The organism is Micromonospora sp. AKA38 (assembly GCF_027925725.1).
GTDB lineage: Bacteria > Actinomycetota > Actinomycetes > Mycobacteriales > Micromonosporaceae > Micromonospora.
On the sequence record NZ_BNEI01000003.1, the window covers coordinates 459355 to 485177 of the forward strand.

The following is a 25823-nucleotide window of genomic DNA, read 5'->3' on the forward strand; positions in this document are numbered from 1 at the left end:
CGGCTCAAACGGTCAGCACGACCTTGCCCCGGACGTGCCCCGCCTCCACCAACCGCTGCGCCTCGGCGGCCTCGGTGAGCGGGAACGCCCGGGCCACGTGCACGGTGAGCCGGCCGGCGTCGACCAGCCCGGCGAGCACCCCCAGGTCGGCCGACGACGGCTTGACGAAGACGTACGCGCCGCCGAGGCGGGTCACGTGCTCCGGGTCGGCGGTGGAGACCAGCCGCCCCGGCCGGCCGATCAGCTCGGCGGAGGCGTCCAGCGCGTCGCCCCCGAACAGGTCCAGCACCACGTCGACGCCGTCCGGCGCGACCGCGCGGACCCGGTCCGGCAGGCCGTCGCCGTAGCTGACCGGCTCCGCGCCCAGCGACCGGACGAAGTCGTGGTTCGCCTCGCTCGCCGTGCCGATCACCCGGTCGGCGCCGAGCGCGCGGGCCACCTGCACCGCGAGGTGTCCCACCCCGCCGGCCGCACCGTGCACCAGCACGGTGTCACCGGCGCCGGTGCGGGCCAGTTGCAACGCCTGGTAGGCGGTGAGCCCGGCCAGCGGCAGGCCGGCCGCCTCCGGCCAGGACGCCCGCACCGGCTTGTCGGCCAGGCACCGCTCCGGGGCCGGGACCAGTTCCGCGTACGTGCCGTGCTGCACGTCGTCGCGACGGACGTAGCCGATCACCTCGTCACCGACGGCGAACCCGGACACCGCCGGACCGACCGCCTCCACCACGCCTGCGGCGTCCCACCCCGGCACCAGCGGGAAGTGGGTCGGGAACGCGCCGGCCAGGTGCCCCGCCCGGACCTTCCAGTCGACCGGGTTGACCCCGGCGGCCCGCACCCGCACCAGGACCGTGTCCGGACCGACCGGCGGGGTGGGCAGCTCACGAACGGTGAGCAGGTCGGCCGGGCCGTACTCGTCGATCGCCATCGCCTTCACCCACCCACGCTAACCGCCGGACGGGCCCCGCGTGGTCAGCACCAGCGGCGCGGCGGCCGTTCCCGGCGGCTCGTGCGGTTGCCGGGGCGCACCGCGCCGTGCCGGTGGCCACCCGCCCAGCCGGCCTGGTCGCTGCGGCAGCCCTGGGTCGGCACCGGGTCGACCGTGGGACCGGCCGGCTCGACGACCCGCTGACGCGGCGCCGCCGACTCGTCGTCGGCGCGCTCCGGCGACCGCCCGGCGGCCGGCTCACCCGGATGGGTCAGACCCGCCCGGCGCGGCTGGTCGTGGCCCGGCCGGCAGTGCTCGTGCTGGGCGCAGCCGTGTTCGGCCTCCCCGTGCGCCATCCCGGTCCCCCTCACCCTTCGCCCTCGCCCGTCGGACGGAACGCCCCGACGCGCTCTGACACCGTACTGGCCCGGCCCGACGAGATCGTCAGCGCGTACCGGTGCGGACCGCCCGTCCGCGGCGCCGCCGCGGACTCGGAGTGGATCCGCTGGTCAGGCCGTGTCAGGCTGGTGCGGTGAGTGAACCGGGCGGTACCGAGACGTCGGCCACGCTGCGCCGCATCGAGCGGGCCGCGGGGAGCCTGGCCACCGCCAGCGTGGCCCGGATGGACGAGAGTCTGCTGTGGTTCCGCGAGCTGCCGGCCGACCAGCGTTCCTGGGTGATGCTGGTGGCCCAGGCCGGCGTGCGGTCACTGGTGCAGTGGCTGCGCCAGGGCGGCGGCGCGACCGACCGCACCCAGGAGGTGTCGGACGAGGTCTTCGCCGCCGCACCGGTGGCGCTCGCCCGCTCGATCAGCCTCCAGCAGACCGTGGCGCTGATCAAGGTGACCATCGAGGTCGTCGAGGAGCAGGTGTCCGAGCTGGCCGTGCCGGGCGAGGAACAGTCGCTGCGGGAGGCGGTGCTGCGGTTCTCCCGCGAGATCGCGTTCGCCGCCGCCCGGGTGTACGCCCGGGCCGCCGAGACCCGGGGCTCCTGGGACGCCCGGTTGCAGGCGTTGCTGGTGGACGCGCTGCTGCGCGGCGACTCGCCGGACGTGCTGGCCAGCCGCGCCGCCGCGCTGGGCTGGTCGGACGCGCCGCCGGTGGCGGTGGCGGTGGGCCGCTCCCCCGGCGGTGAGGTGTCGGCCGTCCTGCACACCGTCTACCGGCAGGCCCGCCGGATCGGCGTCGAGGTGATCGGTGGCGTGCACGGCGACCGCCTGGTGATCGTGCTGGGCGGGGCGGCCGATCCGCTGGCGGCCACCGGGAAGCTGCGTACCGCGTTCGGCGACGGGCCGGTGGTGGTCGGTCCGGCGGTGCCCAGCCTCGACGAGGCGACCGAGTCCGCGCGGGCGGCGCTCGCCGGGTTCCGGGCCGCGCCGGCCTGGCCGACCGCGCCGTGCCCGGTCGCCGCCGGCGAACTGCTGCCCGAACGGGCGCTGGCCGGCGACGCCGAGGCGCGCCGCCGGCTGCGCCACGACGTGTACGCGGCGCTGGCCCGCGCCGGCGGCGGCGAACTGCTGGAGACGCTCGACGCGTTCTTCGCCGCCGGCGGCACGCTGGAGAGCGCGGCGCGGGCGCTGTTCGTGCACCCGAACACGGTGCGTTACCGGCTGAAGCGGATCGCCGAGGTGACCGGGTTCTCGCCGCTCGCCCCGCGGGACGCCTTCGCGCTCCAGGTCGCGTTGACCGTCGGTCGGCTCGACCCGGTGGTCCCGGCCGTCACGCCGGTCCCGAACCAGACAGCGAGCCCAGCCGGTCGGAAAGTGGCCCAGAGCGGCGACGACCGGCGCCGATCTTTGTAGGTTTCCTCTAAAGCTTCTAGTGCGGTTTGGTGCCGTGCGTTACAGCGCGACCCGCGAGTATCCGTCAGAGTCGTACACGTGCTCGCCGTACTCTCCCCCGGACAGGGTTCACAGAAGCCCGGTTTCCTGAACCCATGGCTCGACCTCGCCGGCGCCGAGGCGCGCCTGCGCTGGTGGTCGGCGCTGGCCGGGGTCGACCTGATCCACCTCGGCACCGAGGCGGACGCGGACGAGATCAAGGACACCGCCCGCACCCAGCCGCTGCTGGTCGCCGCCGCGCTGCTCGCCGCCGAGCACCTGCCGATGCACGACGTCCGGGTCGTCGCCGGGCACAGCGTCGGCGAGCTGGGCGCCGCCGCGCTGGCCGGGGTGCTGCCCGCCGAGGCGGCCGTGACGCTCGCCGGCGTACGCGGCCGGGAGATGGCCGCCGCCTGCGCGCTGGAGCCGACCGGGATGGCCGCCGTGCTCGGCGGCGACCCGGACGAGGTGCTCGCCGCACTGGAGACGCACGGCCTGCACCCGGCCAACCGCAACGGCGCCGGCCAGATCGTCGCCGCCGGCGCGATCGCCGGGCTGGAGAAGCTCGCCGTCGAACCGCCGACCCGGGCACGGGTCATCCGGCTCAAGGTGGCCGGCGCGTTCCACACCCCGTACATGGCCCCGGCCGAGACCGCGCTGGCCGGCGTGGCCGGCGGCGTCACCGTCGCCGACCCGGCCCGCGTCCTGCTGTCCAACCTCGACGGCGCCCCGGTCGGGTACGGCCGGGAGGCGGTGCAGCGGCTGGTCCGGCAGGTGACCGCCCCGGTCCGCTGGGACCTGTGCATGCGCACCCTGGTCGACCTCGGCGTCACCGGCGTGGTCGAACTGCCGCCGGCCGGCACGCTGGCCGGTCTGGTCAAGCGGGAGCTGAAGGGGGACGGGGCACCGGAGATCGTCACCCTGAACACGCCCGACGACCTGCCCGCCGCGCGGAGCCTGATCGCCCGGCACGGCGGTGGCGGCGTCGCCCGCCCGCCGGCGTCCGGTTTCCGGGTGGTGGTCTCCCCCGCCGCCGGCGTCTTCACGCCGGTGGCCGAGCTGACCGAGGGCGCCGGTGTGCACGCCGGCCAGGTCGTCGGCCACGTCGCCGCCCGGCAGGGGCGGGTCGAGGTGACCGCGCACGACAGCGGGCTGCTCACCGAGTGGCTCGCGCACCACGACGACCCGGTCGCCCCGGGCCAGCCCCTCGTCCGCATCGGAGGATCGCACTAAATGGCCGGCAGCCGGATCGCCGCGATGGGGCACTACCAGCCCTCCCGCGTGGTCACCAACGACGAGCTCGCACAGTTCGTCGACACCAACGACGAGTGGATCCGGGACCGGGTCGGCATCGCCACCCGGCGGATCGCCGGCGAGGAGACCGTGGCCGACATGGCCACCGCCGCCGCCGGCAAGGCGCTGGCCAGCTCCGGCCTCACCGCCGCCGACATCGACCTCGTCGTGGTGGCGACCTGCACGTCGGTGGACCGCAGCCCGAACGTGGCCTGCCGGGTCGCCGCGAAGCTGGGCATCAACGCGCCGGCGGCGTACGACCTCAACACCGCCTGCTCCGGTTTCGCGTACGCGCTCGGCACGGTGGACCACGCGATCCGGGCCGGCGCGGCGCGCAACGCGCTGGTGATCGGCGCGGAGAAGCTCTCCGACGTGACCGACTGGACCGACCGGTCGACCTGCATCATCTTCGGCGACGGCGCCGGCGCGGCGGTGGTCACCGCGACCGCCGACGACGAGCCGACCGGGATCGGGCCGGTGGTGTGGGGCTCCGCGCCGGAGAAGGGCGACGCGGTGCGGATCGAGGGCTGGCGTCCGTACATCGCGCAGGAGGGGCAGTCGGTGTTCCGCTGGGCCACCACCGCGCTGGCCCCGCTGGCGCTCCAGGCCTGCGAGCGGGCCGGGGTGGCCCCGTCGGAGCTGGCCGCGTTCGTGCCGCACCAGGCCAACGCGCGGATCATCGACGGCATCGCCAAGCGGCTGAACATCCCGGACGCGATCATCGCCAAGGACATCGTCGAGTCCGGCAACACGTCGGCGGCGAGCATTCCGCTGGCCCTGTCGAAGATGGTCGAGCGACGCGAGGTGCCCGCGGGCGCCCCGGTGCTGCTGTTCGGCTTCGGCGGCGGCCTGACCTACGCCGGTCAGGTCGTGCGCTGCCCCTGATGACCCCCTCGGGCGCGAACGCGCTCCAGGTGCGGTGACCGGCGTCGCCGGCCGCCGAGAAACCCCGATGAGAGGAACCAACCGCAATGACCCGTGACGAGATCACCGCCGGCCTCGCCGAGATCCTCGAAGAGGTTGCCGGGGTGAGCCCGGACGACGTGGCCGAGGGGAAGTCCTTCACCGACGACCTCGACGTCGACTCGCTCTCCATGGTGGAGGTCGTGGTGGCGGCCGAGGAGAAGTTCGGCGTCAAGATCCCGGACAACGAGGTGCAGAACCTGAAGACCGTCGGGGACGCGGTCAGCTACATCGAGGCGCAGTCCTGATCATGAGTCGCCCCGACGTCGTCGTCACCGGGCTCGGCGCGACGACCCCGCTCGGCGGGGACGTCGCGTCGACCTGGGACGCCATGCTGACCGGCCGCTCCGGGGTGAGTGCGCTCACCCAGGAGTGGGCCGGGCAACTGCCCGTCCGGATCGCTGCCCAACTGGCGGTGGACCCGGCCGAGGTGCTGGACCGCGTGAAGCTGCGCCGGCTGGACCGCTCCCAGGCGATCGCCCTCATCGCCGCGCGGGAGGCCTGGGCGGACGCCGGGCTGGCCGACGCCGGGCCGGACCCGGAACGGCTGGCCGTCAGCGTCGGCTCGGGCATCGGCGGCGCCACCACCCTGCTCGCCCAGGACGACATCCTGGAGGCGTCCGGACCGCGACGGGTCTCCCCGCACACGGTGCCGATGCTGATGCCGAACGGCCCGGCCGCCTGGGTCGGGCTGGAACTGGGCGCCAAGGCCGGGGTGCACTCGTTGGCCAGCGCCTGCGCGACCGGCGCGGAGGCGATCTCGCTGGGGCTGGACATCATCCGCGCCGGCCGCGCCGACGTGGTGGTGGTCGGCGGCACCGAGGCGGTCATCCACCCGCTGCCGATCGCCGGCTTCGCCTCGATGCGGGCCATGTCGACCCGCAACGACGAGCCGGAGAAGGCGTCCCGACCGTGGGACAAGGCCCGGGACGGCTTCGTGCTCGGCGAGGGCGCGGGCGTGCTGGTGCTGGAGCGCGCCGACCACGCCGCCGCCCGCGGTGCCCGCGTCTACGCGCGCCTGGCCGGCGCCGGGGTCACCTCCGACGCGTACGACATGGTGCAGCCGCACCCGGAGGGCGAGGGCGCGATCCGGGCCATCACCCGGGCGCTCGCCGACGCGGACATGGCCGGACGGGACATCGTGCACGTCAACGCGCACGCCACCTCCACGCCGGTCGGCGACATGCTGGAGATCGGCGCGCTGCGCGAGGCGATCGGCGACCACCCGCTGCTCACCGCCACCAAGTCGATGACCGGGCACCTGCTCGGCGCGGCCGGCGCGTTGGAGTCGATCGCCACCATCCTGGCCATCCGGGACGGGGTCGTGCCGCCCACGGTCAACCTGGACGACCCGGACGACGGGCTCAGCCTGGAGGTGGCCGCGCACAAGGCCCGGCACCTGGAGATCCCGGCCGCGCTGAACAACGCGTTCGGCTTCGGCGGGCACAACGTGGCGCTGGTCTTCACCCGCCCCTGAACCGCCCTGAAGCAAGGAAGGGCCCCTTCTTAACACGTGAGTGTGAGAGGGGGCCCCTTCTGTACCGGAGGCGTTAACAGGGGGCCCGTCCTTACACCTTGCAGGTGGTGGGGGGCAGGCCGGGGACCGGGACGGGGGCGCGGCCGGTGGGGCGGGCCTTGCCGGCGAGCACCGCGGCCAACGCGGTCATCGAGGCCCGGGTGGACGAGTAGGTCGCCAGCACCGTCGGCGACTTCGCCCCGGACAGCACGTACGGCGTGTCCATCGCCACCGTCACCGCCGCGTCGGCGTTCAGGTCCTTCGTGCCGTCGCCGTACCCGACGAGGTGCACGACGGTGCCGCCGGAGGACACCACCTTGACACCGGCGGCGGTGAGCGCCTCGGTCAGCAGGGCCCGGGTGCGGTCCCGCCCGCCGGAGGAGGTGACCCGGACCGGTCCGGTCACCGCACCGCCGCACGTGCCGCGCAGCACGGTCACCGCGGCGGCGGCCAGGTCGGCGGCGGCCTTGCGGTGCTCGGGGCCGTCAAGCGTCGACAGCGCCGGCTGCGGGTGCCCGGCCAGCCGGAACTTCATGGTGAGCACCCGGGTGACCGCCTCGACCAGGCGGGTGCGGGGCAGCGAGCCGTCCGTCAGCGCGGCGCGCAGCCCGTCGTACGCCTGGCCCACGTTCGGCGTCATCAGGATGAGGTCGTTGCCGGCGTTGAGCGCGCGGACCGCCGCCTCGCCGGGCGACCACTTCTTCGCCGGCGCCATGTTCATCCCGTCGGTGATCACCACCCCCTGGAAGCCGAGCTGACCGCGGAGCACGTCGGTGAGCAGCTTGCGGGAGAACGTGGCCGGGGTGCCCGGGTCGACCGCCGTGACGTTCAGGTGGGCGGACATCACCGCCATGGCGCCGGCGTCGATCCCGGCGCGGAACGGCGGGAACGCGGTGCGCTCCAGCACGGCCCGGGACTGCCCGACCACCGGCAGTTCGGTGTGCGAGTCGGCGGCGCTCAGGCCGTGCCCGGGGAAGTGCTTGACCGCCGCGCCGACGCCCTCGGCCTGGAGGCCGCGGACCGCACCGGCCACCTGGGGTGACGCGGTGGCCGGGGTGGCGCCGAAGGACCGGGAGCCGATCACCGTGCTGCGGGTGGCCAGCACGTCGGCGACCGGGGCGAAGTCCAGGTTGATCCCCATCGCGGCCAACTCGGCGCCGGCGGCCCGCCAGGCGGCCTCGGTCAGCGCCGGGTTGCCGGCCGCGCCGGCGGCGAGTGGGCTGGGCAGTTGGGTCACTCCGTCGGTGATCCGGGTGACCACGCCGTACTCCTGGTCGGTGCCGACCAGGAACGGCGCGGCGCCGGCGGGCAACTTGCCGGCGGCGGCGCGCAGCCCGTCGGTCAGCGCCCGGACCTGCTTCGGGTTGTCGACGTTGGTGGTCTCCTGGTTGCCCGAGGTCGGGTCGTCGGCGCTGAAGCCGACCAGGATCACGCCGCCGAGGCGGTACTTCGCCACCATCTCGGCGGGGGTGTCGACACCGGCCAGCGCCCGGTTGCCGGCGGCCGAGCCGGCGGAGACCTGGGTGGCCGAGCTGCCGTACGCGTACGGCATCAGCACCTGGCCGACCAGGTCCTCGTCGGAGAGCGTGGCGACGAGCGCGGCGGCCCGGGCGGCGGGATCGGCGGCGGCCGGGTCGGTGGACCCCGACGCGCTCGCGCCCGCCGACGGCGTCGCTGTCGACGGCGTCGGCCGGGGCCGGTCCGGCCCGTCCGAGCAGCCGGTGAGGACCAGCGCGGTCAGTGCGGCGAGCGCGACGGCGGAGCGTCGCGAGGGAATCGACACGGGCCCCACCGTATCGGGGCAACTCGCCCGGCGTCACCCCACCCGGGTGAGCAGCGTCACCGGCGCGCCGTCGCCGGCGTACCGGTAGGGCTCCAGCTCGGCGTCCCAGGCGGTGCCGAGCGCCTTGTCGAGGGCGTGCGCGAGCGCCTCCGGGGCGCGGGCGGCGGCCATCAGGGTACGCAGCCGGTCCTCGCCGAGCTGGATGTCGCCGGCCGCGCCGACGGTGGCCCGGAACAGGCCCCGGCCGGGGACGTACATGAAGCGCTCGCCGTCGGCGCCGGGACTGGGCTCCTCGGTCACCTCGAAACGGATCATGGGCCACTGCCGGAGGGCAGCGGCCAGCTCGGCGCCCGTCCCCGGGCTGCCGGTCCAGCCGCACTCGGCGCGCCGCGCGCCGGGGTCGACGGGCTGCCCCGTCCAGTGCAGGTTGACCGGCGCGGCGAGGACGCGCGCGATCGCCCACTCGACGTGCGAGCACACGGCGAGCGGGGTCGAGTGGACGTATACGACGCCACGCGTTGGCACGGTGACCTCCCGGTGAGCCGAGGTGCGTCTTCCCCTACGACCTCGTCACCCGAGTGGCCCCTGGCACACATGATGACCGCTGTGACAGGTGGTGCGCCAGCGAATCGGAAAATTCGCCGCGGTCGGTCGGCCGGAAATACCCGGGTGGGCGACCCGGTTGTGTCCCGGTGACGGCGCGACCACCAGCCAGGCGTCGCGTTCGTGTACAGTTCTCTGGGCGGTTCTGTGCCGCCGCACGTCTTCGCGGGCCGGCGCTCAAACCCGGGCGTCACTCGCACAGCCCCCGGACGGTTCCCGTCCCCACCGTACGTCTGCAAGGAGTACCTCCGTGGCGAGCAACACCTCTAAGACCGCGCGCGCGTCAGTCCGGGCCGGCCAGGCTGGCCAGGGTGGCGCCCTCAGCGTGCTGGGCGAGTTCAAGTACCTGATCCCGCTCAACGGCGGCAAGCACGCCTACGTGCGCAACCTGACCAACGGCAAGACCGCGCACCTGCGCACCGACTCCGACGCCTTCGTCGAGGAGATCCGGACGCTGGCCGCCGCCGGCCACGCCGCCAAGATCCGCGCCGAGATCAACGGCCTGGCCGCGTCCTACCCGGACCACGGCTGGGACGCGACCGAGAAGCGTCTCGTCGAGGCCGGTGTCTTCGAGGGCTGAGCCGCCCTCACCCGCACCACCGCGACCGCCCGTCGGGGATCACCCCGGCGGGCGGTTCCGTGTCTCCTCCGCCGGCAGCAGCGTGACCTCACCGGTGGCCAGGTCGTAGAGCGCGCCCACCACGGCCAGTTCGCCGGTGGCGACCCGGTCGGCGAGCAGGTCGTCGGCGCGCAGCGCGGCCACCGTGCGCCGCACGTGCCGGCGGATCGCCAGCGGGTGGACAGCCGGGTCCGCCACGCCGACCTCCCGCACCGCCGGGGTGATCCGGTCCACCACGTACCCCAGCGCGCCACCGGGCCGCCGCCCGGTGCGCACCGCGTCGACGGTCGAACCCACCGCGCCGCAGCGCTCGTGGCCGAGCACCATCACCAGGCGTACGCCGAGCTGGCCCACCACGTACTCGATCGAGCCGCAGACCGCGCGGTCGAGCACGTGCGCGCCGGTGCGGATCACGCAGATCGAGCCGAACGTCTGGTCGAAGATCGCCTCCAGCGGCACCCGGGAGTCGATGCAGCCCAGCACCACCGCGTAGGGCTGCTGGTCGCCGGAGGCGACCGCCGCGGCGGCGGTCACGTCGTGCCCGTGCAGTGGTTGGCCGCTGACGAAGCGGCGGTTGCCGGTGAGCAGCTCGGCCAGGGCGGCCCGGGGGGTCCGGGCGGCGGGCGGGGACGGCATGCCTCCAGCCTGGTCACCGATCGGACCGCACGGGGGCGGACGGCGAATCTTCTCACCGGCCCGGTTGCCGTGGTGTCATGACGGGTAACGCCGGTGTCACCACCGGGTAACGCCCCGGTGACCGGACACCGGGCGGCCCGGGGAGGTGGACCATGTCGGAGCACCAGGAGCTGCGGCTTTCCGACGACGTACGCCTGCACGTCACGGTGACGGGGCCGGTCGACGCCGACGTCACCGTGGTCATGCTGCACGGCTGGACGCTGGACGGGCGGAGCTGGCACCGGCAGCTCACCGACCTGCGGGACCGCTTCGGCGAGCGGGTCCGGGTGGTCGCCTACGACGCGCGCGGTCACGGCCGGTCGAGCTGCCTGACGCTGCGCGACGCGACGCTGGCCCAGCTCGGGGACGACCTGGCCGCGGTGGTCGACGAGTTCGCCGTGTCCGGCCCGGTGGTGCTGGTCGGGCACTCGATGGGCGGCATGACGGTGATGGAGTACGCGCACCGCCACCCCGACCGGTTCGCCGAGCGCACCGCCGGCCTGGTCTTCGTCTCGACCACCGCCGAGGGGCACACGCACACCGTCTACGGGCTCTCGCCCCGGATCGCCCGGCTGATCCGGCTGGCCGAGACCACCGGCGCCGGGGTGCTGGCCCGCTGCGGCGGCTGGCGTCCGCCGTACGCGTTGCTGCGCGCGCTGCGGCCGAGCATCCGCTGGATGCTGTTCGGCGACCGCTGCGACCCGGCGGACATCCGGCTGGTCACCTCCGCGGTGGCGCGCGCCACGCTGCGCTCGATCGGTGGGTTCCGCGCCTCGATCGGCGCCCAGCACCGGCTGGAGACGTTGGCCGCGTTGGGCGGATTGCCGGCCGCCGCGCTGGTCGGCGACCGGGACCGGCTCACGCCGCCGCCCTGCGCCGAGTCGATCGCGGCGGCGCTGCCCACCGCGGAGCTGACCGTCTGCCCCGGCGCCGGTCACATGCTGATGATGGAACGGCCCGACGTGGTGAACGCCGCCGTGGCCGGGGTGCTGCGCCGGGTGCTGGCCGGCATCGCGGTTCCAGGCCCGGCCGCGGCCTGACGGACGGTCCCGGCACCGGTCCGGGCCGGCGTGGAGGCAGGCCCCGACGTGCGGCTTGCCGGCGGCCCGTACCCTCATTCAGCCCGTCGTGCCGTCCGACCACAGGAGCACCGCGTTGACCGACCAGACCACGCTGGACCGGGAGATCGCCGCCGAGCAGCGGCATCTCGACCGGGTGTACGCCCGGCTGGCCGAACTGCGCCGGTCGGCGGCCGACGCCGAGCGGGAGGGCTACCGGCTGGCCCGGGTCGGCACGTTCGGCGCGCTGGTCGAGCGGGACGCGATGGTCTTCCACGCCGCGCAGCGCCGGCACGTGCTGGACGCCGAGCACGAGGGGCTGGTCTTCGGGCGGCTGGACCTGCGCACCGGGCAGGTGCTGCACGTGGGCCGGCTCGGGGTGCGCGCCGACGACGCGGAGACGCTGGTGGTGGACTGGCGGGCACCCGCCGCCGCCGCGTTCTACCAGGCCACGCCCGCCGAGCCGCGCGGCGTGGTGCGCCGGCGCACGATCCAGTCCGCCGCCGAGCGGGTCACCCGGATCGAGGACGACCTGCTGGACCCGGAGGCCGCGCCGGCGGACATGGCGGTGGTCGGGGACGGCGCGCTGCTGGCCACGTTGTCCCGGGCCACCGGTCGCGGGATGCGGGACATCGTCGCCACCATCCAGCGGGAGCAGGACGAGGCGATCCGGTCCCCGGGCAGCGGCGTCACGATCGTCTCCGGCGGCCCGGGCACCGGCAAGACGGCGGTGGCGCTGCACCGGGCCGCGTACCTGCTCTACTCCGACCGGGCCCGGTACGCCGGCGGCGGCATCCTGGTGGTCGGCCCGTCCGGCGTGTTCGTCGAGTACATCGCCTCGGTGCTGCCCTCGCTCGGCGAGGAGACCGCCACGCTGCACTCGCTCGGGTCGCTGTTCCCGGGCCTGTCGGCGACCCGGACCGACCCGCCGGAGGTGGCGGCCGTGAAGGGTTCGCTGCGGATGCGCCGGGTGCTGGAACGCGCCGCGCGGGACGCGGTGCCGGACTCGCCGGCCGAGCTGCGCCTGCTCTACCGCGGTGAGCTGCTGCGGCTGGACCGGCCGGCGCTGGACGCGGTGCGGGACCGCACGCTGACCCGGGGCGCGCGTCGCAACGAGGTGCGTCGGGCCGCGTTCGACGCCGTGCTCGCCGCGCTCTACGCGCAGGCCCGGACGCTGCGGGTGGGCCGGCTGCCGGAACAGCCCGCGTTCGAGGACGAGATCATCGAGCGGCCGGAGTTCCGCGAGTTCCTCAAGGCCTGGTGGCCCCGGCTGCACCCGCGTCACGTGCTGGGCTGGCTGGCCCGGCCGGAGCGGCTGCGCCGGTACGCCGGCGGGGTCCTCTCCGCGGCCGAGATCCGGCTGCTCACCGACGCGTACCGGACGCTGGACACCGACGGGTTGACCGTCGCCGACATCGCGCTGCTGGACGAGCTGGACGCGCTGCTCGGCAAGCCGGTGCGGCGGGCCCGACCGAAGCGGGACCCGTACCAGTTGGCCGGCGGCGTGCGCGAGCTGAGCACGTACGCCGATCGGCAGCGTGCGGCCCGGGCCGCCGCCCGGGAGCGCCCGGTGGACTACCGCGACTTCGCCCACGTGGTGGTGGACGAGTCGCAGGACGTCTCGCCGATGCAGTGGCGGATGGTCGGTCGGCGCGGCCGGCTGGCCTCCTGGACCGTGGTCGGCGATCCGGCGCAGACCGCCTGGACCGGCGATCCGCAGGAGCTGGACCGGGCGCGTGACCAGGCGCTGGGGCGGCGGCCCCGGCGTCGCTTCGAGCTGACCACCAACTACCGCAACTCGGCGGAGATCTTCGCGGTGGCGGCGGCGGAGATCCGCCGGCGGTATCCGGATCTGGCGCTGCCCGTCGCGGTGCGCTCCACCGGCGTGCCACCGGTGGAGCGGACGGTGGCCGCGGCCGAGCTGCCGGCGGCCACGGTCGAGGCGGTCCGGGCGCTGCTGGCCGAGGTGGAGGGCACGGTCGGCGTGATCACGCCGGTGCCGCGCCGGGACGAGGTGGCCGGTTGGCTGGGCGACCTCGACGCGGGCCGGCTCCAGGTGGTCACCAGCCTCCAGGCCAAGGGCATGGAGTACGACGGGGTGGTGCTGGTCGCGCCGAGCGAGATCCGGGCCGACCCGGGTTCGGGTGTCCGCACGCTCTACGTCGCGCTGTCCCGGGCCACCCAGCGCCTGACCACGCTCGATCCGGTGGGCTGACGCCACAGTTACTTGCACACATAGCGATGTGAGCATAGATTGGGCCCGTCCGGGATCCGGGGCGGGAGGGTGTGTGCGTGGGCGCAGGTCATGACCACAGCGCTGCGGTGGCCAACGCGGCGCACCGGCACTCCGGTCGGCTCTGGGCGGCGTTCGCGCTGCTCGCCGTGCTGATGGTGGTCGAGGCGGTGGCCGCCGTCACGACCGGTTCGCTCGCGCTGCTCTCCGACGCCGGCCACATGTTCACCGACGTGCTCGGCATCGGCATGGCGCTCGCGGCGATCACCGCCACCCGGCGCGCCCGGACCGACCCGCAACGCACGTTCGGGCTCTACCGGCTGGAGGTGCTCGCCGCGCTGGCCAACGCGGTGCTGCTCGGCGCCGTCGCGGTCTACGTCCTGATCGAGGCGGTACGCCGGTTCGGCGAGCCGCCGGAGGTGCTCGCCGGACCGATGCTGGTGGTGGCCGTGCTCGGCCTGCTCGCCAACATCGCCGCGTTCGCGCTGCTGCGCTCCGGCGCCCAGGAGAGCATCAACCTGCGCGGCGCGTACCTGGAGGTGCTGGGCGACCTGCTCGGCTCGCTCGGCGTGATCGGCGCCGCGCTGGTCATCGCGGTCACCGACTGGTGGTGGGCCGACCCGCTGGTCGCGGTGGCGATCGGTCTGTTCATCCTGCCGCGCACCTGGCGGCTCGGCCGGGCCGCGGTGCGCATCCTGGTGCAGGCCGCGCCGGAACACCTCCAGGTGACCGCCGTGCACGACCGGCTGACCGCCGTGCCCGGCGTGGCGGAGGTGCACGACCTGCACGTCTGGACGCTCACCTCCGGCATGGACGTGGCCTCGGCGCACCTGACCACCGATCCGGGCGCGGAGGTCGCCACCGTGCTGGCCGCCGCCCGGGCCGCGCTGCACGAGGACTTCTCGATCGATCACGCCACGTTGCAGATCGAACCCGGAGCGTCCGCCGGCGCCTGCGGCCCGACCGGCTGGTAGTTAGGACAGACTTAAATTCGAGTGGCTATTGTTAGCTTATGCCGGTTTTGCCCGGTATCCGGTTCCGGGTGACGGAGCCGGCTCCGGGCAACGCCGGTAGGCTCGGTCGCGGCCGACCCGCAGGCGTCATCCGGCGCCGACGGAGCGGCCGTCGCCTAATCGCCCGCGGGGCGAGCCGGGGAACCACGTACGTGGGGTGCATCCGCGTCAGCGGTAGGGATCTTCCGTCCCGAACCCGTCAGCTAACCCGGTCGGCGGTTGACGGAAGGACACGTGAATGCCCCCAGTGGCACCTGTACGACGGACGGCCGCCCGGATGGCGGCCCTGCTCGTCGCGATGCTGACCCTCGGCCTCGTGACGGCGCCGGTCTCCCCCGCCTCGGCGGCGCCCCCGACCGGCCGGCTCGCCGCCGCGCCCGGTGACGACGACGAGGGCGGCACGCCGGCGCTGCGCGCCAAGCTCGATGCCGCCAGCAAGGGCTGGCTGGAGGCCAAGGCCGCGCTGAGCCGGTCGGTGACCCGGCAGAAGCAGCTCAACGAACGACTCGTGACGATCGACGCGGAGCTGGTCGAGCGCGACGCCAAGGTCGGTGAGATCGCCGAGGTGGCGTACCGTACCGGCCGGATGGGCACCGCCGCGGCGCTGCTCGGCAGCACCAGCCCGGAAGGCTTCATGGACCGGGCCGCCGCCCTGGAGACGGTCGCCGCGCACGAGGACCGGACGCTGCGCGAGCTGATCACCACCCGCGACGAGGCGATCCGCACCCGTACCGCGCTCGACGGCGAGGTCCGCGAGCAACGCAAGCAGGTCACGGTGATGGCCAAGCGCAAGGAGCAGGCCGAGCAGGCGCTGGAGGAGGCCAACAACCGGCCGTCCGCCAGCAGCGGCGGCGGCAGCAGCGGCAGCGGGATCCGGGGCACCTCCACCGCGAACGCGAAGCCGGCCAAGCGCAACTCCGACGGCTCCTGGCCGGCCGAGTCGTGCAGCGTCAACGACCCGACGCCGGCCAGCGGCTGCATCACCCCACGTACGCTGCACGCGCTGCAACAGGCCAAGGCCGCCGGCTTCACCCGGTACGTCTCCTGCCACCGGCCCAGTGGCTCCGGCGAGCACCCGAAGGGTCGGGCCTGCGACTTCGCGGCCCAGAAGAGCGGCTTCGGCGGCGTGGCCAGCGGCGGCGACCGGACGTACGGCAACAACCTGGCCGCGTACTTCGTGCGCAACGCCGACCCGCTCGCCGTGCTCTACGTGATCTGGTTCAAGCAGATCTGGCTGCCCAGCAGCGGCTGGAAGTCGTACAGCGGGGGCAACGGCGACCCGTCCAGCGACCACACCAACCACGTGCACCTGTCGGTCTACTGAGCACTACGCCCCACGACGTACACCGGGTGTCGTCGCGCGGACCACGACGTGGGCCGCGCGACGGGGCGACGATCGGGACATGAGACGACTCTCCCCCGCCGGCCGCAAGGCGCTGCTCACCGCGCACCTGGCCACCTCGCTGGGCTGGCTCGGCACCGACCTGACGCTGCTCGCGCTCGGCGTCGCCGGGCTGCGGGGCGCCGATCCCGACGTGGTCTACCCGGCGGCGGCGCTGCTGGTCACCTGGCTGTTCGCACCGCTGAGCGTGGCGGTCTGGCTGATCGGGACCGCCAGCGCGCTGCTCACTCCGTGGGGCCTGCTGCGCTGGCGATGGGTGCTGGTGAAGTTCGCGCTCACCACCGTCATGCTCGGCCTGGTGCTGCTCCTGCTGACCCCCCGGATCCGGCACCTCGGCGCGCTCGCCGGGGCAGCCGACGCGCACCTGCGGGTCGACCTGGTGGTGCCGCCGGCCGTCTCCACCACGCTGCTGCTGATCGCCACCGTGCTGTCCGTCTGGAAGCCGTGGGGGCGGATCAGGCGGGCCGGCCCTCCAGCGTCGCGCCGAGGCGGGCGGCGAGGCCCAGGTGAGCGGCCCGCGCCTGGCGGAACGCGTAACCGAACAGCGGCGCCGGCGCGGTGAGCGTGATCTCCACGTCGATCCGCACCACGCCGTCGGGCTCGTCGCGCAGCCGGGTGTGGTTACGCACCGTCGTGGCCGGCTGCTGCCGGGCGACGGTGACCACCTCGTCCTCGGTGGCGACCAGCACGTCCGCCTGGTAGGTGACCGGGAAGTGCAGCGGACCGAGCTCCAGCCGGTCGGTGATCGCGAAGCTGGCCAGCGCGCCCGGTCGGGGCGGCAACTGCCGGACCCGCACGATCAGCGGATGCAGCTCGCCCTGCCGGCTCAGGTCGCCGAGCAGGGCCACCGCGTCCGCCCGGCTGCACCGGGCCTGCACGGTGTAGCTGAAGCTGTCGCTGCTCTGCAACCGGTCCCCCTCGCCGTCGTGGGTCCGGACGATCGTCCCGTACCGGGGCCGGCCTGGCAACGGGTCGAAGGTCCCCCGGCCGGCGAGGGGCCGGACGCAGGATCGGTGCGCGGGCGGGTGGCGCTCAGGCGCCGGGGAGCACCTCGGGAGCCTCGTCGGCGAACCAGGGCTCCGGCGCGCCGAAGAGACCGAGCAGGCCGGTCACCCAGAGCTGCCGGTGCACGAACCGGCTCGGCTCGGTGACCACGAGCTTGACGCCGCTGACCTCGCAGGTCTGGAAGCCGGCGACCATGGCGCTGATGCCGACCGAGTCGATGAACGTGACGAGCCGCATGTTCAGCTCGATCCGGACGGGACGCGCCTTGGCCAGCACCTCGGCGATCGCTTCCCGCACCTCGTACGCGGTGTCGACGTCGATCTCCCCACGGGGCGCGATCTGGACGACACCACCCGGACGCACCGATTTCACGATCGACAGGCTCACGCGAGCACCTCCACTCGCCCCAACGGGCGCCTCATCAGTACGCGGGCCGCGACCGAGAGTATTCCTCCAACGGCCCCGGTCGCCACCCCCCGGGATGAGCAATTCGCGGACTGGGCACACCTGGGTGAGCCCAAACCGCACCTCCGGGTTCCGATTTCCCCTTCGACGCGGACCAGCGACCGGCCGAACGACCGGACCGGGTCGGCCGATCCGCCGACCCAGGGTAGCGGGCCCGCGCATCCCGCGGGCACACCCGGTCCCCGGCGCGTACGGGTGATTCCGCCCACCCCGTCCGTTTCCCCGCCGCTCGACTGACGGAGCGGGCGGGGTTTGGCGCGGGAGCGGGCGGGGCACTGCCCCGGGAAGTGAACCGTGACGCGCCGGATGACCACCGGAGTCCGACGTGGCCGCCGGGCTTCGGCACCCGAGGAGGTAGAACGATGTTCGGATCCAGCCTGTTGGACCGCCGCAGCAAGCCCGAGCGGGTCGCGGACCAGGCCTGGCAGCACCTGCTCGACGCGGTCGGCACCGCCGGTGACAGCGTGCGGGACGCCACCCGCGTCGCGCGCCGCAGCTCCTCCGGCCTGGCCGACGAGGCCACCGACCTGGTCGGCTCCGCCGCCGACGAGGCGCGCCGCCGGGCCGGCCTCGCCTTCGACGCGCTCGCCGGCCGGCGGCCCGCGCTGCCGTGGACGCTGCTGATCGCGGCGGCCCTGGCCGGCGCGGCGATCGGCTGGGCCGCCGGCACCGCCGCCCGCGCCGCCGGCAGCCGGGAGCGTGCCGCCGACGAGATCGAGTTCGTCGACGTCGACCGCCCCAACTCCCCCGCCGGCCTGGACGGCTGACCGCACCCCGCACACGACCAACGGTGGCCGCCCCCTCGTCGGGGACGGCCACCGTTGCGTCAGCGGGCTTCAATGATCATGAGGTTGACGGGCGGATGAGCGCTTTTCAGTTCGGTCAACCTCATGGTCATCTCGTGGTGCCGCCCGCGGAACCCGTCAGCGCGCGACGCAGGAGACGGTCGGTGTCCGGTTGCCGTTGGTGGCGGTGGCGGTGAAGCCGACAGTGGTCGACGCGCCGACGCCGAGGTTGCCGTTCCAGCCGGCGTCGGTCACCGTGACCGCCGAGCCGGTCTGGGTGTACGTCCCGCTCCAGAGCTGGGCGATCCGCTGACCGTCCGGATAGGTCCAGGTCAGCGTCCAGCCGGCGATCGGCGTGGTGCCGGAGTTGCGCACCGTCACCTCGCCCTGGAAGCCGCCGGGCCAGGAGTTCGTCACCGCGTAGGTGGCGGCGCAGCCGCGTCCGGTCGGCGTCGGGGTCGGTGACGTCGGCGTCGGTGACGGGCCGGTCGGCGTCGGGGTCGGACTGGTCGGCGACGGCGACGGGCTCGTCGGGGTGGGCGACGGGCCGGTCGGGGTGGGGCTCGCCGACGTCGGCGTGGGCGTGGGCGTGCCGCCGAGGCGGTCCGCGACCAGGATGCCCCGGCCGTTGGTGCCCAGGTAGACCCGGCCCCAGACGCGCGGGTCGCCGGTGAGCGCCTCGCCCGCGTTGCCGTACTGGTGCTGGTCGTCGTTGATCCGGACCCAGGTCGCGCCCGCGTCGTCGGAGCGGTGGACCCCGTGCGTGCCGTCCACCGTGCCGACGGTGAACAACGCCGGGTACGTCTTCCCGGGCGCCGCCTTGCCGAAGCCGACGTTCACCGCCGTGGACACGCCGGTGACCTTGGTGAAGCTCGCGCCGGAGTTGGTGGAGTGCCAGAGGCCACCCTCGCCGGCCAGCCAGACGTCGCCCTCGACGCCTGGTAGCGCCTTGAACTTGACGCCGGTGGTGGGCAGGCCGGTCGCCGCGGTGGCGGTGTACGCCGCCCCGCCGTTGGTGCTGACGTAGAACTTTCCGGCGCTGACCCCGTAGAACTTGTTCGGGTTGACCCGGTCGGACTCGACGACGGCGTTGGCCGGGATGCCGGTGGCGGCGGTCCACGAGTTGCCGAAGCCGACCGAACGGACCACCTGCTGGCCGGCGTCGCCGGGCGACCAGACGAACTGGCTGCCGTCGGCGGACGCGGCCACCGTGCCACCGTTGTTGATCCCGCCGGGCTCGGTGCCCTGGAACCAGTTCGCGCCGCCGTCGGTGGAGAACGCCACGTGGCTGTCGTTGGGGCGGTCGGCGTCGGTGAAGTTGCCGGCCCGAACCATGACCGCCGGCTTGGTCTCCGCGTAGTCGAGGCTGGTGGTGCTGGTGAAGCCCGGCTGGGTGAACATCATCGGCGGCACCGCCGCGAGGTCGGTGTGACGGAAACCGCCGATGTCGCCGAGGCCGCTGATCAGCGGCGCGCCCGACGGCGGGCTGACCAGGTCGAGCACGGCGGTCTCCTCCAGCCCCTTCACCATCGGCGTGATGGTGAACGTGCCGCCGGTGTCCCACTTCGTCAGGCCGGTGGTGCCGTAGATCGTCGCGCCGGTGCCGTACATCATCCGGTCGCTGTCGAACGGGTCGATCTCCAGCGACTCGTTCATCCAGCCCAGTTTCGGGGTCTCCTCCGGCGGCGCCGGATTGGTGCCGAACGTCAGCCACGGCACCGAGTTGACGTCCATCGTGTACTTCTTGGTGCGGTTCGGGTAACTGGCCCAGTCCCAGATCCGGGTCCAGGTCGCGCCGCCGTCGGTGCTGCGCCAGAAGATCGCGTCCGGCCACCAGGAGACCTGGGTGGCGACCATCAGCGTGTTCGGGTGCTGGCGGTCGATGGTCAGGCCGGAGTAGCCGAAGTACGCGTCGCCGCTGGACGACGGCACCGGGCTGATCTGCGTCCACGCGCCGGTGGCCCGGTTGAACTTCCACACGTCGCCCTTGCCGCCGTCGTACGGGCCGCCGGTGTCGCTGGTGGCGAGGTAGAGGAAGCCGCCGACCGGGTCGACCACGCCCTTGTGCGCGAGGTAGCCGGTGGGCTGGCCGGGGATCCGTTCCCAGGTCGCGCCGGCGTCGGTGCTGCGGTAGACCGGGTTCTGCTTGTCCGCCACCCCGACGTAGATGGTCTTCGTGGCGGTGCCGGCCGTGCCGGTGCCCTTGTCGAAGCTGACCCAGGTGAGGCCCTGGTTCTGGCTCTGGTAGCCGCTGCTGTCGTTCGGGTCGGCCCGGTAGTTGCCCACGTTCGGGAAGTTGGCGACCTTGGCCCAGGTCGCGCCGTAGTCGGTGCTGCGCCACAGGCCGTTGCCGCCCTCGGCGCCGTAGTAGAGCACGCTGTTGCGGTTCGGGTCGACCGCCAGCCGCTCCCCCATGCCCCGGCCGGGCATGTTGCCGCCGTTCTTGAACGGCAGCTCGGTGGCCTGCCAGGTGGCGCCCTTGTCGGTCGAGCGCAGGATCGCCCCGTGGTTCGGGTCCCAGTCGTTTGTGTACATGCCGACCGCCGCGTACACCCGGTTGGTCTGCACCGGGTCGGTGGCGAGGCTGACCACCCCGTTCCAGCCCCACCGGTCCGCGCCGACCCAGTCCAGCAGCGGCGTCCACGACCGGGTGGCCTGCTCCCAGCGGTACGCGCCGCCGATGTCGGTCCGCGCGTAGATCAGGTTCTTCTCGGTCGGGTTGAAGACGATGCCGGGGACGAAGCCACCGCCGTCGATCCGGACGTTCTTCCAGGTGTACGGCTCGGCGGCCGCGGCGGCGGCCGGGGGTACGCCGGTGGCGACGAGCGGCACGGCGACGGTCGCCACGGTGGCGGCCAGCGCGACGGCCGCCAGGCCGGCGAGTTTTCTGCGCATGGGGCGGATCCTCTCGGTTGCCCTTGGGGGCGGGGAACGGGAGCAGGGGGTGGCGCTTCGAGGAGGGGAGCTGCCCGGGCTCCCCGTCGGCGTACTGGCTCCCGCAGCCGAGGGACCCTCAGCGTACGCCGATCAACCGCGCCATGGAAGCGCTCCCATGTCACCCGTTCCGGGTGCGGTGGGATCACCCGGTCGCGCGCAGGATCGCAGGGTGCGGGGACCGCCCCGCGCGTCGACCACCCACCGGAAGGAGAACCGGATGACCACCGGGACGATGACGCGTACCGACCGGGAGATCCGGTCCGCGGTACGCGACGAACTGGCCCGGGCGGGCCTCGACGGCATCGGGGTGAGAGTCGACGGCGGCGTGGTGACGCTGACCGGCCCGGCGGCCGATCCCGCCGCGCGGTGGGCCGCCGAACGGGCCACGCACCGGGTGGCCCGGGTCCGCGCGGTCGCCGACGACCTCGCCGTCCCGACCGTCCCGACCGGCGCCGGCCGGGACGACGCGGGGCTCGCGCTCGCGGCCGTCCGGGCGTTGGAGTGGGACGCGTTCCTGCCGGTCGGGGCGCTGCGGGTGACCGTCGCCGACGGCTGGGTCACGCTGCACGGCGAGGTCGAGTGGGAGTACCAGCGGCGGGCCGCCGAGCGGTCGGTCGCCCGGCTCACCGGCGTACGCGGACTGAGCAACGGGATCGCGGTGCGGCCGTGAACCGAACCACCCGGCCCGGGTGAGCCCGGCTCACCCGGACGCCCGGCAGGGTGGACGGTATGAGTGATCCGAACGGGCTGATCACGCCCGGGCAGACCGCGCCCGGGTTCACGCTGCCGGCGTCGCCCGACGCGCGGGAGGTGGGCCCCGGGCAGTTCCGTGGCCGGCCGGTCGTGCTGGCCTTCTACCCGGCCGACTGGACGCCGGTGTGCGGCGACCAGATGGCGCTCTACCAGGCGGCGCTGCCCGAGCTGGAACGGTACGACGCGGTGCTGCTGGGCATCTCGGTGGACAGCGTCGACTCGCACCGGGCGTTCGCGCAGAGCCGGGGCATCCGGTTCCCGCTGCTCGCCGACTTCGAACCGAAGGGCGAGGTGTCCCGCCGCTACGGCGCGTACGCCCCGCGCGGGCAGTCGGACCGGGCGCTCGTGGTGATCGACCCGGACGGCCGGGTGGCCTGGAGCCACCTCTCCCCGCCCGAGGTGAACCCGGGGGTGGACGGCATCCTCGACGCCCTGGAGCAGCTCGGCACCGATCGGCGGGTGAGCACGCGATGACCACCCCGTTGCAGGTCACCACCGCCCGGCTGCGGGTCCCGGTCAGCGACCGGGACCATGTCCGTGGTCCGGCCGACGCCCCGGTCACCGTCGTCGAGTACGGCGACTTCCAGTGCCGGTTCTGCGGCGCCGCATACCCGAACCTGGCCGAGGTGCTGCGCCAGCGGGCCGACGTGGTGCGGTTGGTGTACCGCCACTTCCCCATCACCAACGTCCACCCGTACGCGGAGCACGCGGCGGAGACCGCCGAGGCGGCCGGCGCGCGGGGCCGGTTCTGGGAGCTGCACGACTGGCTCTACGAGCACCAGGACCAGCTCGACCCGGTGCACCTGTCGCTCGGCGTCGAGCAGGTCGGGCTCTCACCCGACGAGATCGACGCGGAGGTGGGGCGGCAGGCGTACGCCGACCGGGTCCGGCAGGACTTCGTGGGCGGCATCCGCAGCGGCGTCAACGGCACGCCGACGCTCTTCGTCAACGACATCCGCCACGACGGCGGCTACGACCTGGCCGAGCTGCTGGCCGTGGTGGATGCCGTCGCGCCTGCCTGACCGGGCCGGGCCCGCCCGCGACCGGTCAGATCAGCCGCAGCTCGCGCGCCCGCCGGACCGCCTCCCGCCGGCGGGTCGCGTCGAGTTTGCGGTAGACGTTGCGCACGTGCGTCTTCACCGTGTTGACCGAGAGCGACAGCTCGGCGGCGATCTCCACATTGGTCAGGATGCTCTGGAGATACCGCAGGATGGTCAGCTCCCGTTCGGTGAGCGGCTCGTCCAACGCCCGCGCCGGCCCGTCCGGTGCCCCGTCGGCCCCGGACGCGTCGACGCCCCGGACCAGGTCGCTGACGGTCGCCCAGTACGCGGTGCCGGAGTCCAGGTGGGCGGCGAGCAGGTCGCGTACCCCCGGCTCGGCCCGGGTGAACACGCGCCGGCAGCCGTCCGGCTCGGCCAACGCCAGCGTCTCCTCCAGCAGCCGCCCGGCCCGCCGACCGTCGCCGGCCGCCCCGGCCAGCGCCGCCTCCAGCAGCCCCGCGCCCAGCCGGACCGGCAGCGGCCAGCCCTCCGCGCCCGGCCCGGTCCAGTCCGGCAGCGCCCGCTCGGCCGCCCGGGCGTCGCCGGCCCGCAGCCACAGCCGGGCCGAGACCAGGGCGAGCGCCGGATCGGTGGGATCGTCACCGGCCGCGTCCAGCAGCGCGCGGGCCCCGCCCGGGTCGCCCACCGCGGCGCGGAGCTGGGCCTCGCCGGCGGTCAACCACGCGCCCAGCTCGGGCCCCGGCGCGACCGACCGGGCCGCGGCGAGCGTGTGCAGCCCGGCGGCCGGTTCCCCGCCGTCGGCCAGCAGCCCGGCCCGGCAGAGCGCCGCCAGCGCCGCCCCGCCCGGCTCCGCGCCGGCCGGACCGGCGAGCGCGAGCTGCGCCGCCGCCTCCGCCGGCCGGTCCCGGTGCCAGGCCACCAACGCCAACGCCAGGTACGCGTAGCCGCAGTCCCGCCGCGACGACCAACCCTGGCAGGGCGGCATCGACAGGGCCGCCCGGGCGCGCTCCTCGGCGGTACGCAGCGCGCCCCGGGCCGCCTCCAGCAGCGCCGACCGGCTGGCGCAGAGCAGCTCGACGCGGGACCGGCCGGCCCGACGCGCCGCGACGAGCGCCGCGGAGAATTGTCCGCCCGCCTCCCGCAGGTCCCCCTCGGCGAGCGCGACCAGCCCGTGCGCGGCCCCGGCCACCGCCCGCACGTCGTCGGCGTCGACGGCTCGGGCACCGGGATCGGCGCCGGCGTCGGCGACGTCCGGGCCGGTGGGGTCGTCGTGCGGGGCGGTGGCGAGCAGCCGGTCGGCGGCGCGGCGTACCTCCGCGTGGTCCCCGGCGAGCCGGGCCAGGCTCAGCTCGACCGCGGTGGCCAACCGGCGGAACCGGTCGCGGCGCGGTGCCGGCAGGTCCGTCGCGTGCCCGACCGCGCGCCGCAGCAGCGCTTCGGCGGCGGCCGGATCCCCGGCGTACGCCCGTTCGGCCGCCGCGGCCAACGCCAGCTCCGGGTCCCGGCGTACCGCCTCGGCCGGAGGCTCGGGCGGCGCCGGCGGGACGGGCCGGGCCGGCTCGTCCGGGGCCAGTTCCGGCCAGCGGGTGACCAGCAGCTCGGTGGCGTCCGCCCACTCGCCGGCCACCAGCGCGTGCCGCAGCGCCTCCGCCGGCCGGTCGTGCGCGGCGAACCAGCCGGCCGCCCGCCGGTGCAGTTCGCCCAGCTCGCCGACGGGCAGCCGGGCCAACTCGTCGCGGAGCAGGTCGGCCAGCAGCGGGTGCGGCCGGTACCAGGGCGGGCTGCCCCCGTCCTGCTGGACGAAGCCGCCCTCCCGGGCCGCCTCGGCCAGCAGGCGCCCGGCGTCGGCCCGCCCGGTCACCGCGGCGGCCAGGTCGGCGCGGACCGCGACCGCCACCGCGCTCCGGCGCAGGACGTCACACACCGCCGGGTCCAGCGGCGCGAGCACCTCGTCCCGCAGGTACGCGGCGATGTCCGGCTGGTCGCCGGCGACGTGCGCCACGGCCCGCGCCGGGTCGGCGCCCAACGCCAGGGTGGCCAGGCGCAGCCCGGCCGGCCAGCCGGCGGTCCGCTCGGCGAGCCGGGGCACCGCCTCGGCCGGCACCGGCACGCCGTACGCGACCAGCAGGTCGGCCACCTCGTCGGCGGTGAACGCCAGCTCGTCCGGGCCGAGCACGGTCAGCTCACCGGCCAACCGCCACCGGTGCAGGGCCAGCGGCGGTTCCCGGCGCGCGCCGGCCACCAGCCGGAGCCGCCCGTCGCCGTGCCGGAGCAGGAACTCCAGCCCGGCCAACGCCTGCGCGTCGGTCACCCGGTGCAGGTCGTCCAGGACCAGCAGCACCGGGTGCTCTCGGGCGGCCAGCGCGGCGGCGAGCGCTTCGAGCTGCGCCGGCCGGGGCGGGTCCACCGGGACCGGCGGGTCCGCCCCCGGGTCACCGGCGACGGCGGTGCGCAGCGCCGCGGCCAGGTACGTCCACAGCCGCTCGGTGGTGTCGCCCTCCGCCACGGAGACCCAGACCGGCGCCGGACCCGCCCGTTCCGCCCGCGCCCAACCGGACAGCAGCGTCGTCTTGCCCCACCCGGCCGGGGCGAGAAGCAACGTGACAGGTCCCGCCACGCCCCGCTCCAGCCGGTCCAGCAGCCGGGGACGCCGCAGCAGCGGCTCGGGCGACGCGGGCGGCGCCAGCCGGGACGCCAGCAACGGCGGCCCCGGCCGCTGCGGCGGACCGGCGTCGGCGGTGAGCGGTTCCGGCGTCCCGACGGCCGTCGGCGCGTCCGCGTCGGTCGGCGCGGCGGCGAAGCGGACCCGGTCGACCTGCTCCGGCATGCGTCCCTCCCCCCCGTCGGTGCGGGGGGCGGTTACCCGGACCGCGCCGGTTCACCCCTTCCGGGCGAACCCGCGTCACCCGGACCGCCGCCACGCTGGGGACACGCGGACGGCCGGCCGCGCACCGCCGGCCGCCCGGGTGACCCGCGAC

Annotated in this window: 23 protein-coding genes, 1 pseudogene and 1 riboswitch; of the genes and pseudogenes, 15 read left to right on the plus strand and 9 right to left on the minus strand. The window is 75.0% G+C overall.

Annotated elements, in window-relative coordinates:
* Window positions 1–4: 4 nt before the first annotated feature.
* Both TPA0908_RS10505 and TPA0908_RS10510 read right to left on the minus strand, forming a co-directional pair.
* The gene (locus TPA0908_RS10505; RefSeq protein WP_281938529.1) at window positions 5–922 is read right to left on the minus strand and encodes an NADP-dependent oxidoreductase; all 918 of its coding nucleotides are present in this window, start codon (window positions 920–922) and stop codon (window positions 5–7) included.
* Window positions 923–966: 44 nt separating this feature from the next.
* Window positions 967–1278 carry a hypothetical protein gene (locus tag TPA0908_RS10510; protein ID WP_281936977.1) on the minus strand — a complete coding sequence of 104 codons (312 nt, stop codon included), beginning with the start codon at window positions 1276–1278 and terminating at the stop codon, window positions 967–969.
* A 140-nt stretch (window positions 1279–1418) separates the two neighbouring features.
* Here TPA0908_RS10510 and TPA0908_RS10515 point away from each other — a divergent pair, with 140 nt between their 5' ends.
* From TPA0908_RS10515 to fabF, 5 genes are all read left to right on the plus strand, one after another.
* The gene (locus tag TPA0908_RS10515) at window positions 1419–2723 is read left to right on the plus strand and encodes a PucR family transcriptional regulator (protein ID WP_308447825.1); all 1305 of its coding nucleotides are present in this window, start codon (window positions 1419–1421) and stop codon (window positions 2721–2723) included.
* A 78-nt stretch (window positions 2724–2801) separates the two neighbouring features.
* Window positions 2802–3974, plus strand: coding sequence for an acyltransferase domain-containing protein (locus tag TPA0908_RS10520; protein ID WP_281936981.1), 1173 nt, complete (start codon window positions 2802–2804; stop codon window positions 3972–3974).
* Window positions 3975–4919, plus strand: a complete 945-nt coding sequence (locus TPA0908_RS10525) for a beta-ketoacyl-ACP synthase III (RefSeq protein WP_281936983.1) — start codon at window positions 3975–3977, stop codon at window positions 4917–4919.
* An 86-nt stretch (window positions 4920–5005) separates the two neighbouring features.
* The gene (locus TPA0908_RS10530; protein WP_013735281.1) at window positions 5006–5245 is read left to right on the plus strand and encodes an acyl carrier protein; all 240 of its coding nucleotides are present in this window, start codon (window positions 5006–5008) and stop codon (window positions 5243–5245) included.
* A 2-nt stretch (window positions 5246–5247) separates the two neighbouring features.
* On the plus strand, window positions 5248–6474 hold the full coding sequence (gene fabF, locus TPA0908_RS10535; RefSeq protein WP_281936986.1) for a beta-ketoacyl-ACP synthase II: 1227 nt from the start codon (window positions 5248–5250) through the stop codon (window positions 6472–6474).
* A gap of 91 nt (window positions 6475–6565) precedes the next feature.
* On the opposite strand, the gene TPA0908_RS10540 is transcribed toward fabF, so the two are convergent.
* On the minus strand, window positions 6566–8296 hold the full coding sequence (locus TPA0908_RS10540) for a glycoside hydrolase family 3 protein (protein WP_374709196.1): 1731 nt from the start codon (window positions 8294–8296) through the stop codon (window positions 6566–6568).
* 33 nt (window positions 8297–8329) lie between these two features.
* The gene (locus tag TPA0908_RS10545) at window positions 8330–8821 is read right to left on the minus strand and encodes a DUF3145 domain-containing protein (protein ID WP_107155828.1); all 492 of its coding nucleotides are present in this window, start codon (window positions 8819–8821) and stop codon (window positions 8330–8332) included.
* A 328-nt stretch (window positions 8822–9149) separates the two neighbouring features.
* Between TPA0908_RS10545 and TPA0908_RS10550 the strand changes: the two genes are divergently transcribed.
* Complete coding sequence (locus tag TPA0908_RS10550) at window positions 9150–9479, plus strand: hypothetical protein (RefSeq protein WP_281936990.1); 330 nt, start codon at window positions 9150–9152, stop codon at window positions 9477–9479.
* Between the two features lie 39 nt (window positions 9480–9518).
* On the opposite strand, the gene TPA0908_RS10555 is transcribed toward TPA0908_RS10550, so the two are convergent.
* Complete coding sequence (locus tag TPA0908_RS10555) at window positions 9519–10154, minus strand: carbonic anhydrase (RefSeq protein WP_281936992.1); 636 nt, start codon at window positions 10152–10154, stop codon at window positions 9519–9521.
* Window positions 10155–10306: 152 nt separating this feature from the next.
* Between TPA0908_RS10555 and TPA0908_RS10560 the strand changes: the two genes are divergently transcribed.
* The 5 genes from TPA0908_RS10560 to TPA0908_RS10580 all read left to right on the plus strand — a co-directional run bounded on the left by TPA0908_RS10560 (window position 10307) and on the right by TPA0908_RS10580 (window position 16461).
* On the plus strand, window positions 10307–11233 hold the full coding sequence (locus TPA0908_RS10560; protein ID WP_281936994.1) for an alpha/beta fold hydrolase: 927 nt from the start codon (window positions 10307–10309) through the stop codon (window positions 11231–11233).
* A 115-nt stretch (window positions 11234–11348) separates the two neighbouring features.
* Window positions 11349–13466, plus strand: a complete 2118-nt coding sequence (locus TPA0908_RS10565; RefSeq protein WP_281938531.1) for a HelD family protein — start codon at window positions 11349–11351, stop codon at window positions 13464–13466.
* A 77-nt stretch (window positions 13467–13543) separates the two neighbouring features.
* Window positions 13544–14458, plus strand: coding sequence for a cation diffusion facilitator family transporter (locus tag TPA0908_RS10570; protein WP_281936996.1), 915 nt, complete (start codon window positions 13544–13546; stop codon window positions 14456–14458).
* A gap of 142 nt (window positions 14459–14600) precedes the next feature.
* A riboswitch (cyclic di-AMP (ydaO/yuaA leader) is annotated at window positions 14601–14730 on the plus strand.
* Between the two features lie 5 nt (window positions 14731–14735).
* On the plus strand, window positions 14736–15821 hold the full coding sequence (locus TPA0908_RS10575) for a coiled-coil domain-containing protein (protein ID WP_281936998.1): 1086 nt from the start codon (window positions 14736–14738) through the stop codon (window positions 15819–15821).
* Window positions 15822–15900: 79 nt separating this feature from the next.
* Window positions 15901–16461 (plus strand): hypothetical protein, encoded by a 561-nt coding sequence (locus tag TPA0908_RS10580; RefSeq protein WP_281937000.1) that lies wholly within the window; start codon window positions 15901–15903, stop codon window positions 16459–16461.
* Here the strand turns inward: TPA0908_RS10580 and TPA0908_RS10585 are convergent.
* Entirely contained in the window at window positions 16355–16867 is a 513-nt protein-coding gene (locus tag TPA0908_RS10585; RefSeq protein ID WP_281937002.1) for an SRPBCC family protein, read from the minus strand. The two genes, TPA0908_RS10580 and TPA0908_RS10585, sit on opposite strands and share 107 nt — an antisense overlap.
* 64 nt (window positions 16868–16931) lie before the next feature.
* Window positions 16932–17291, minus strand: a complete 360-nt coding sequence (locus TPA0908_RS10590; RefSeq protein WP_107155819.1) for an STAS domain-containing protein — start codon at window positions 17289–17291, stop codon at window positions 16932–16934.
* A 440-nt stretch (window positions 17292–17731) separates the two neighbouring features.
* On the opposite strand from TPA0908_RS10590, the gene TPA0908_RS10595 reads away from it, so the two are divergent.
* A complete protein-coding gene (locus TPA0908_RS10595; protein WP_281937005.1) occupies window positions 17732–18136 on the plus strand; it encodes a hypothetical protein in 405 nt (134 codons plus the stop codon).
* Window positions 18137–18292: 156 nt separating this feature from the next.
* On the opposite strand, the gene TPA0908_RS10600 is transcribed toward TPA0908_RS10595, so the two are convergent.
* Entirely contained in the window at window positions 18293–21049 is a 2757-nt protein-coding gene (locus tag TPA0908_RS10600; RefSeq protein ID WP_281937007.1) for a cellulose binding domain-containing protein, read from the minus strand.
* 259 nt (window positions 21050–21308) lie between these two features.
* Here TPA0908_RS10600 and TPA0908_RS10605 point away from each other — a divergent pair.
* The 3 genes and pseudogenes from TPA0908_RS10605 to TPA0908_RS10615 form a co-directional block, all read left to right on the plus strand.
* A pseudogene (locus tag TPA0908_RS10605) lies at window positions 21309–21758 on the plus strand (BON domain-containing protein); the annotation flags it as partial.
* Between the two features lie 62 nt (window positions 21759–21820).
* Window positions 21821–22318, plus strand: a complete 498-nt coding sequence (locus TPA0908_RS10610; protein ID WP_281937011.1) for a redoxin domain-containing protein — start codon at window positions 21821–21823, stop codon at window positions 22316–22318.
* On the plus strand, window positions 22315–22866 hold the full coding sequence (locus tag TPA0908_RS10615; protein ID WP_281937012.1) for a DsbA family protein: 552 nt from the start codon (window positions 22315–22317) through the stop codon (window positions 22864–22866). Before TPA0908_RS10610 ends, TPA0908_RS10615 begins: the two co-directional genes overlap by 4 nt.
* A gap of 25 nt (window positions 22867–22891) precedes the next feature.
* Here the strand turns inward: TPA0908_RS10615 and TPA0908_RS10620 are convergent, their stop codons facing one another.
* The gene (locus TPA0908_RS10620) at window positions 22892–25672 is read right to left on the minus strand and encodes a LuxR C-terminal-related transcriptional regulator (RefSeq protein WP_281937013.1); all 2781 of its coding nucleotides are present in this window, start codon (window positions 25670–25672) and stop codon (window positions 22892–22894) included.
* Window positions 25673–25823 lie beyond the last annotated feature (151 nt).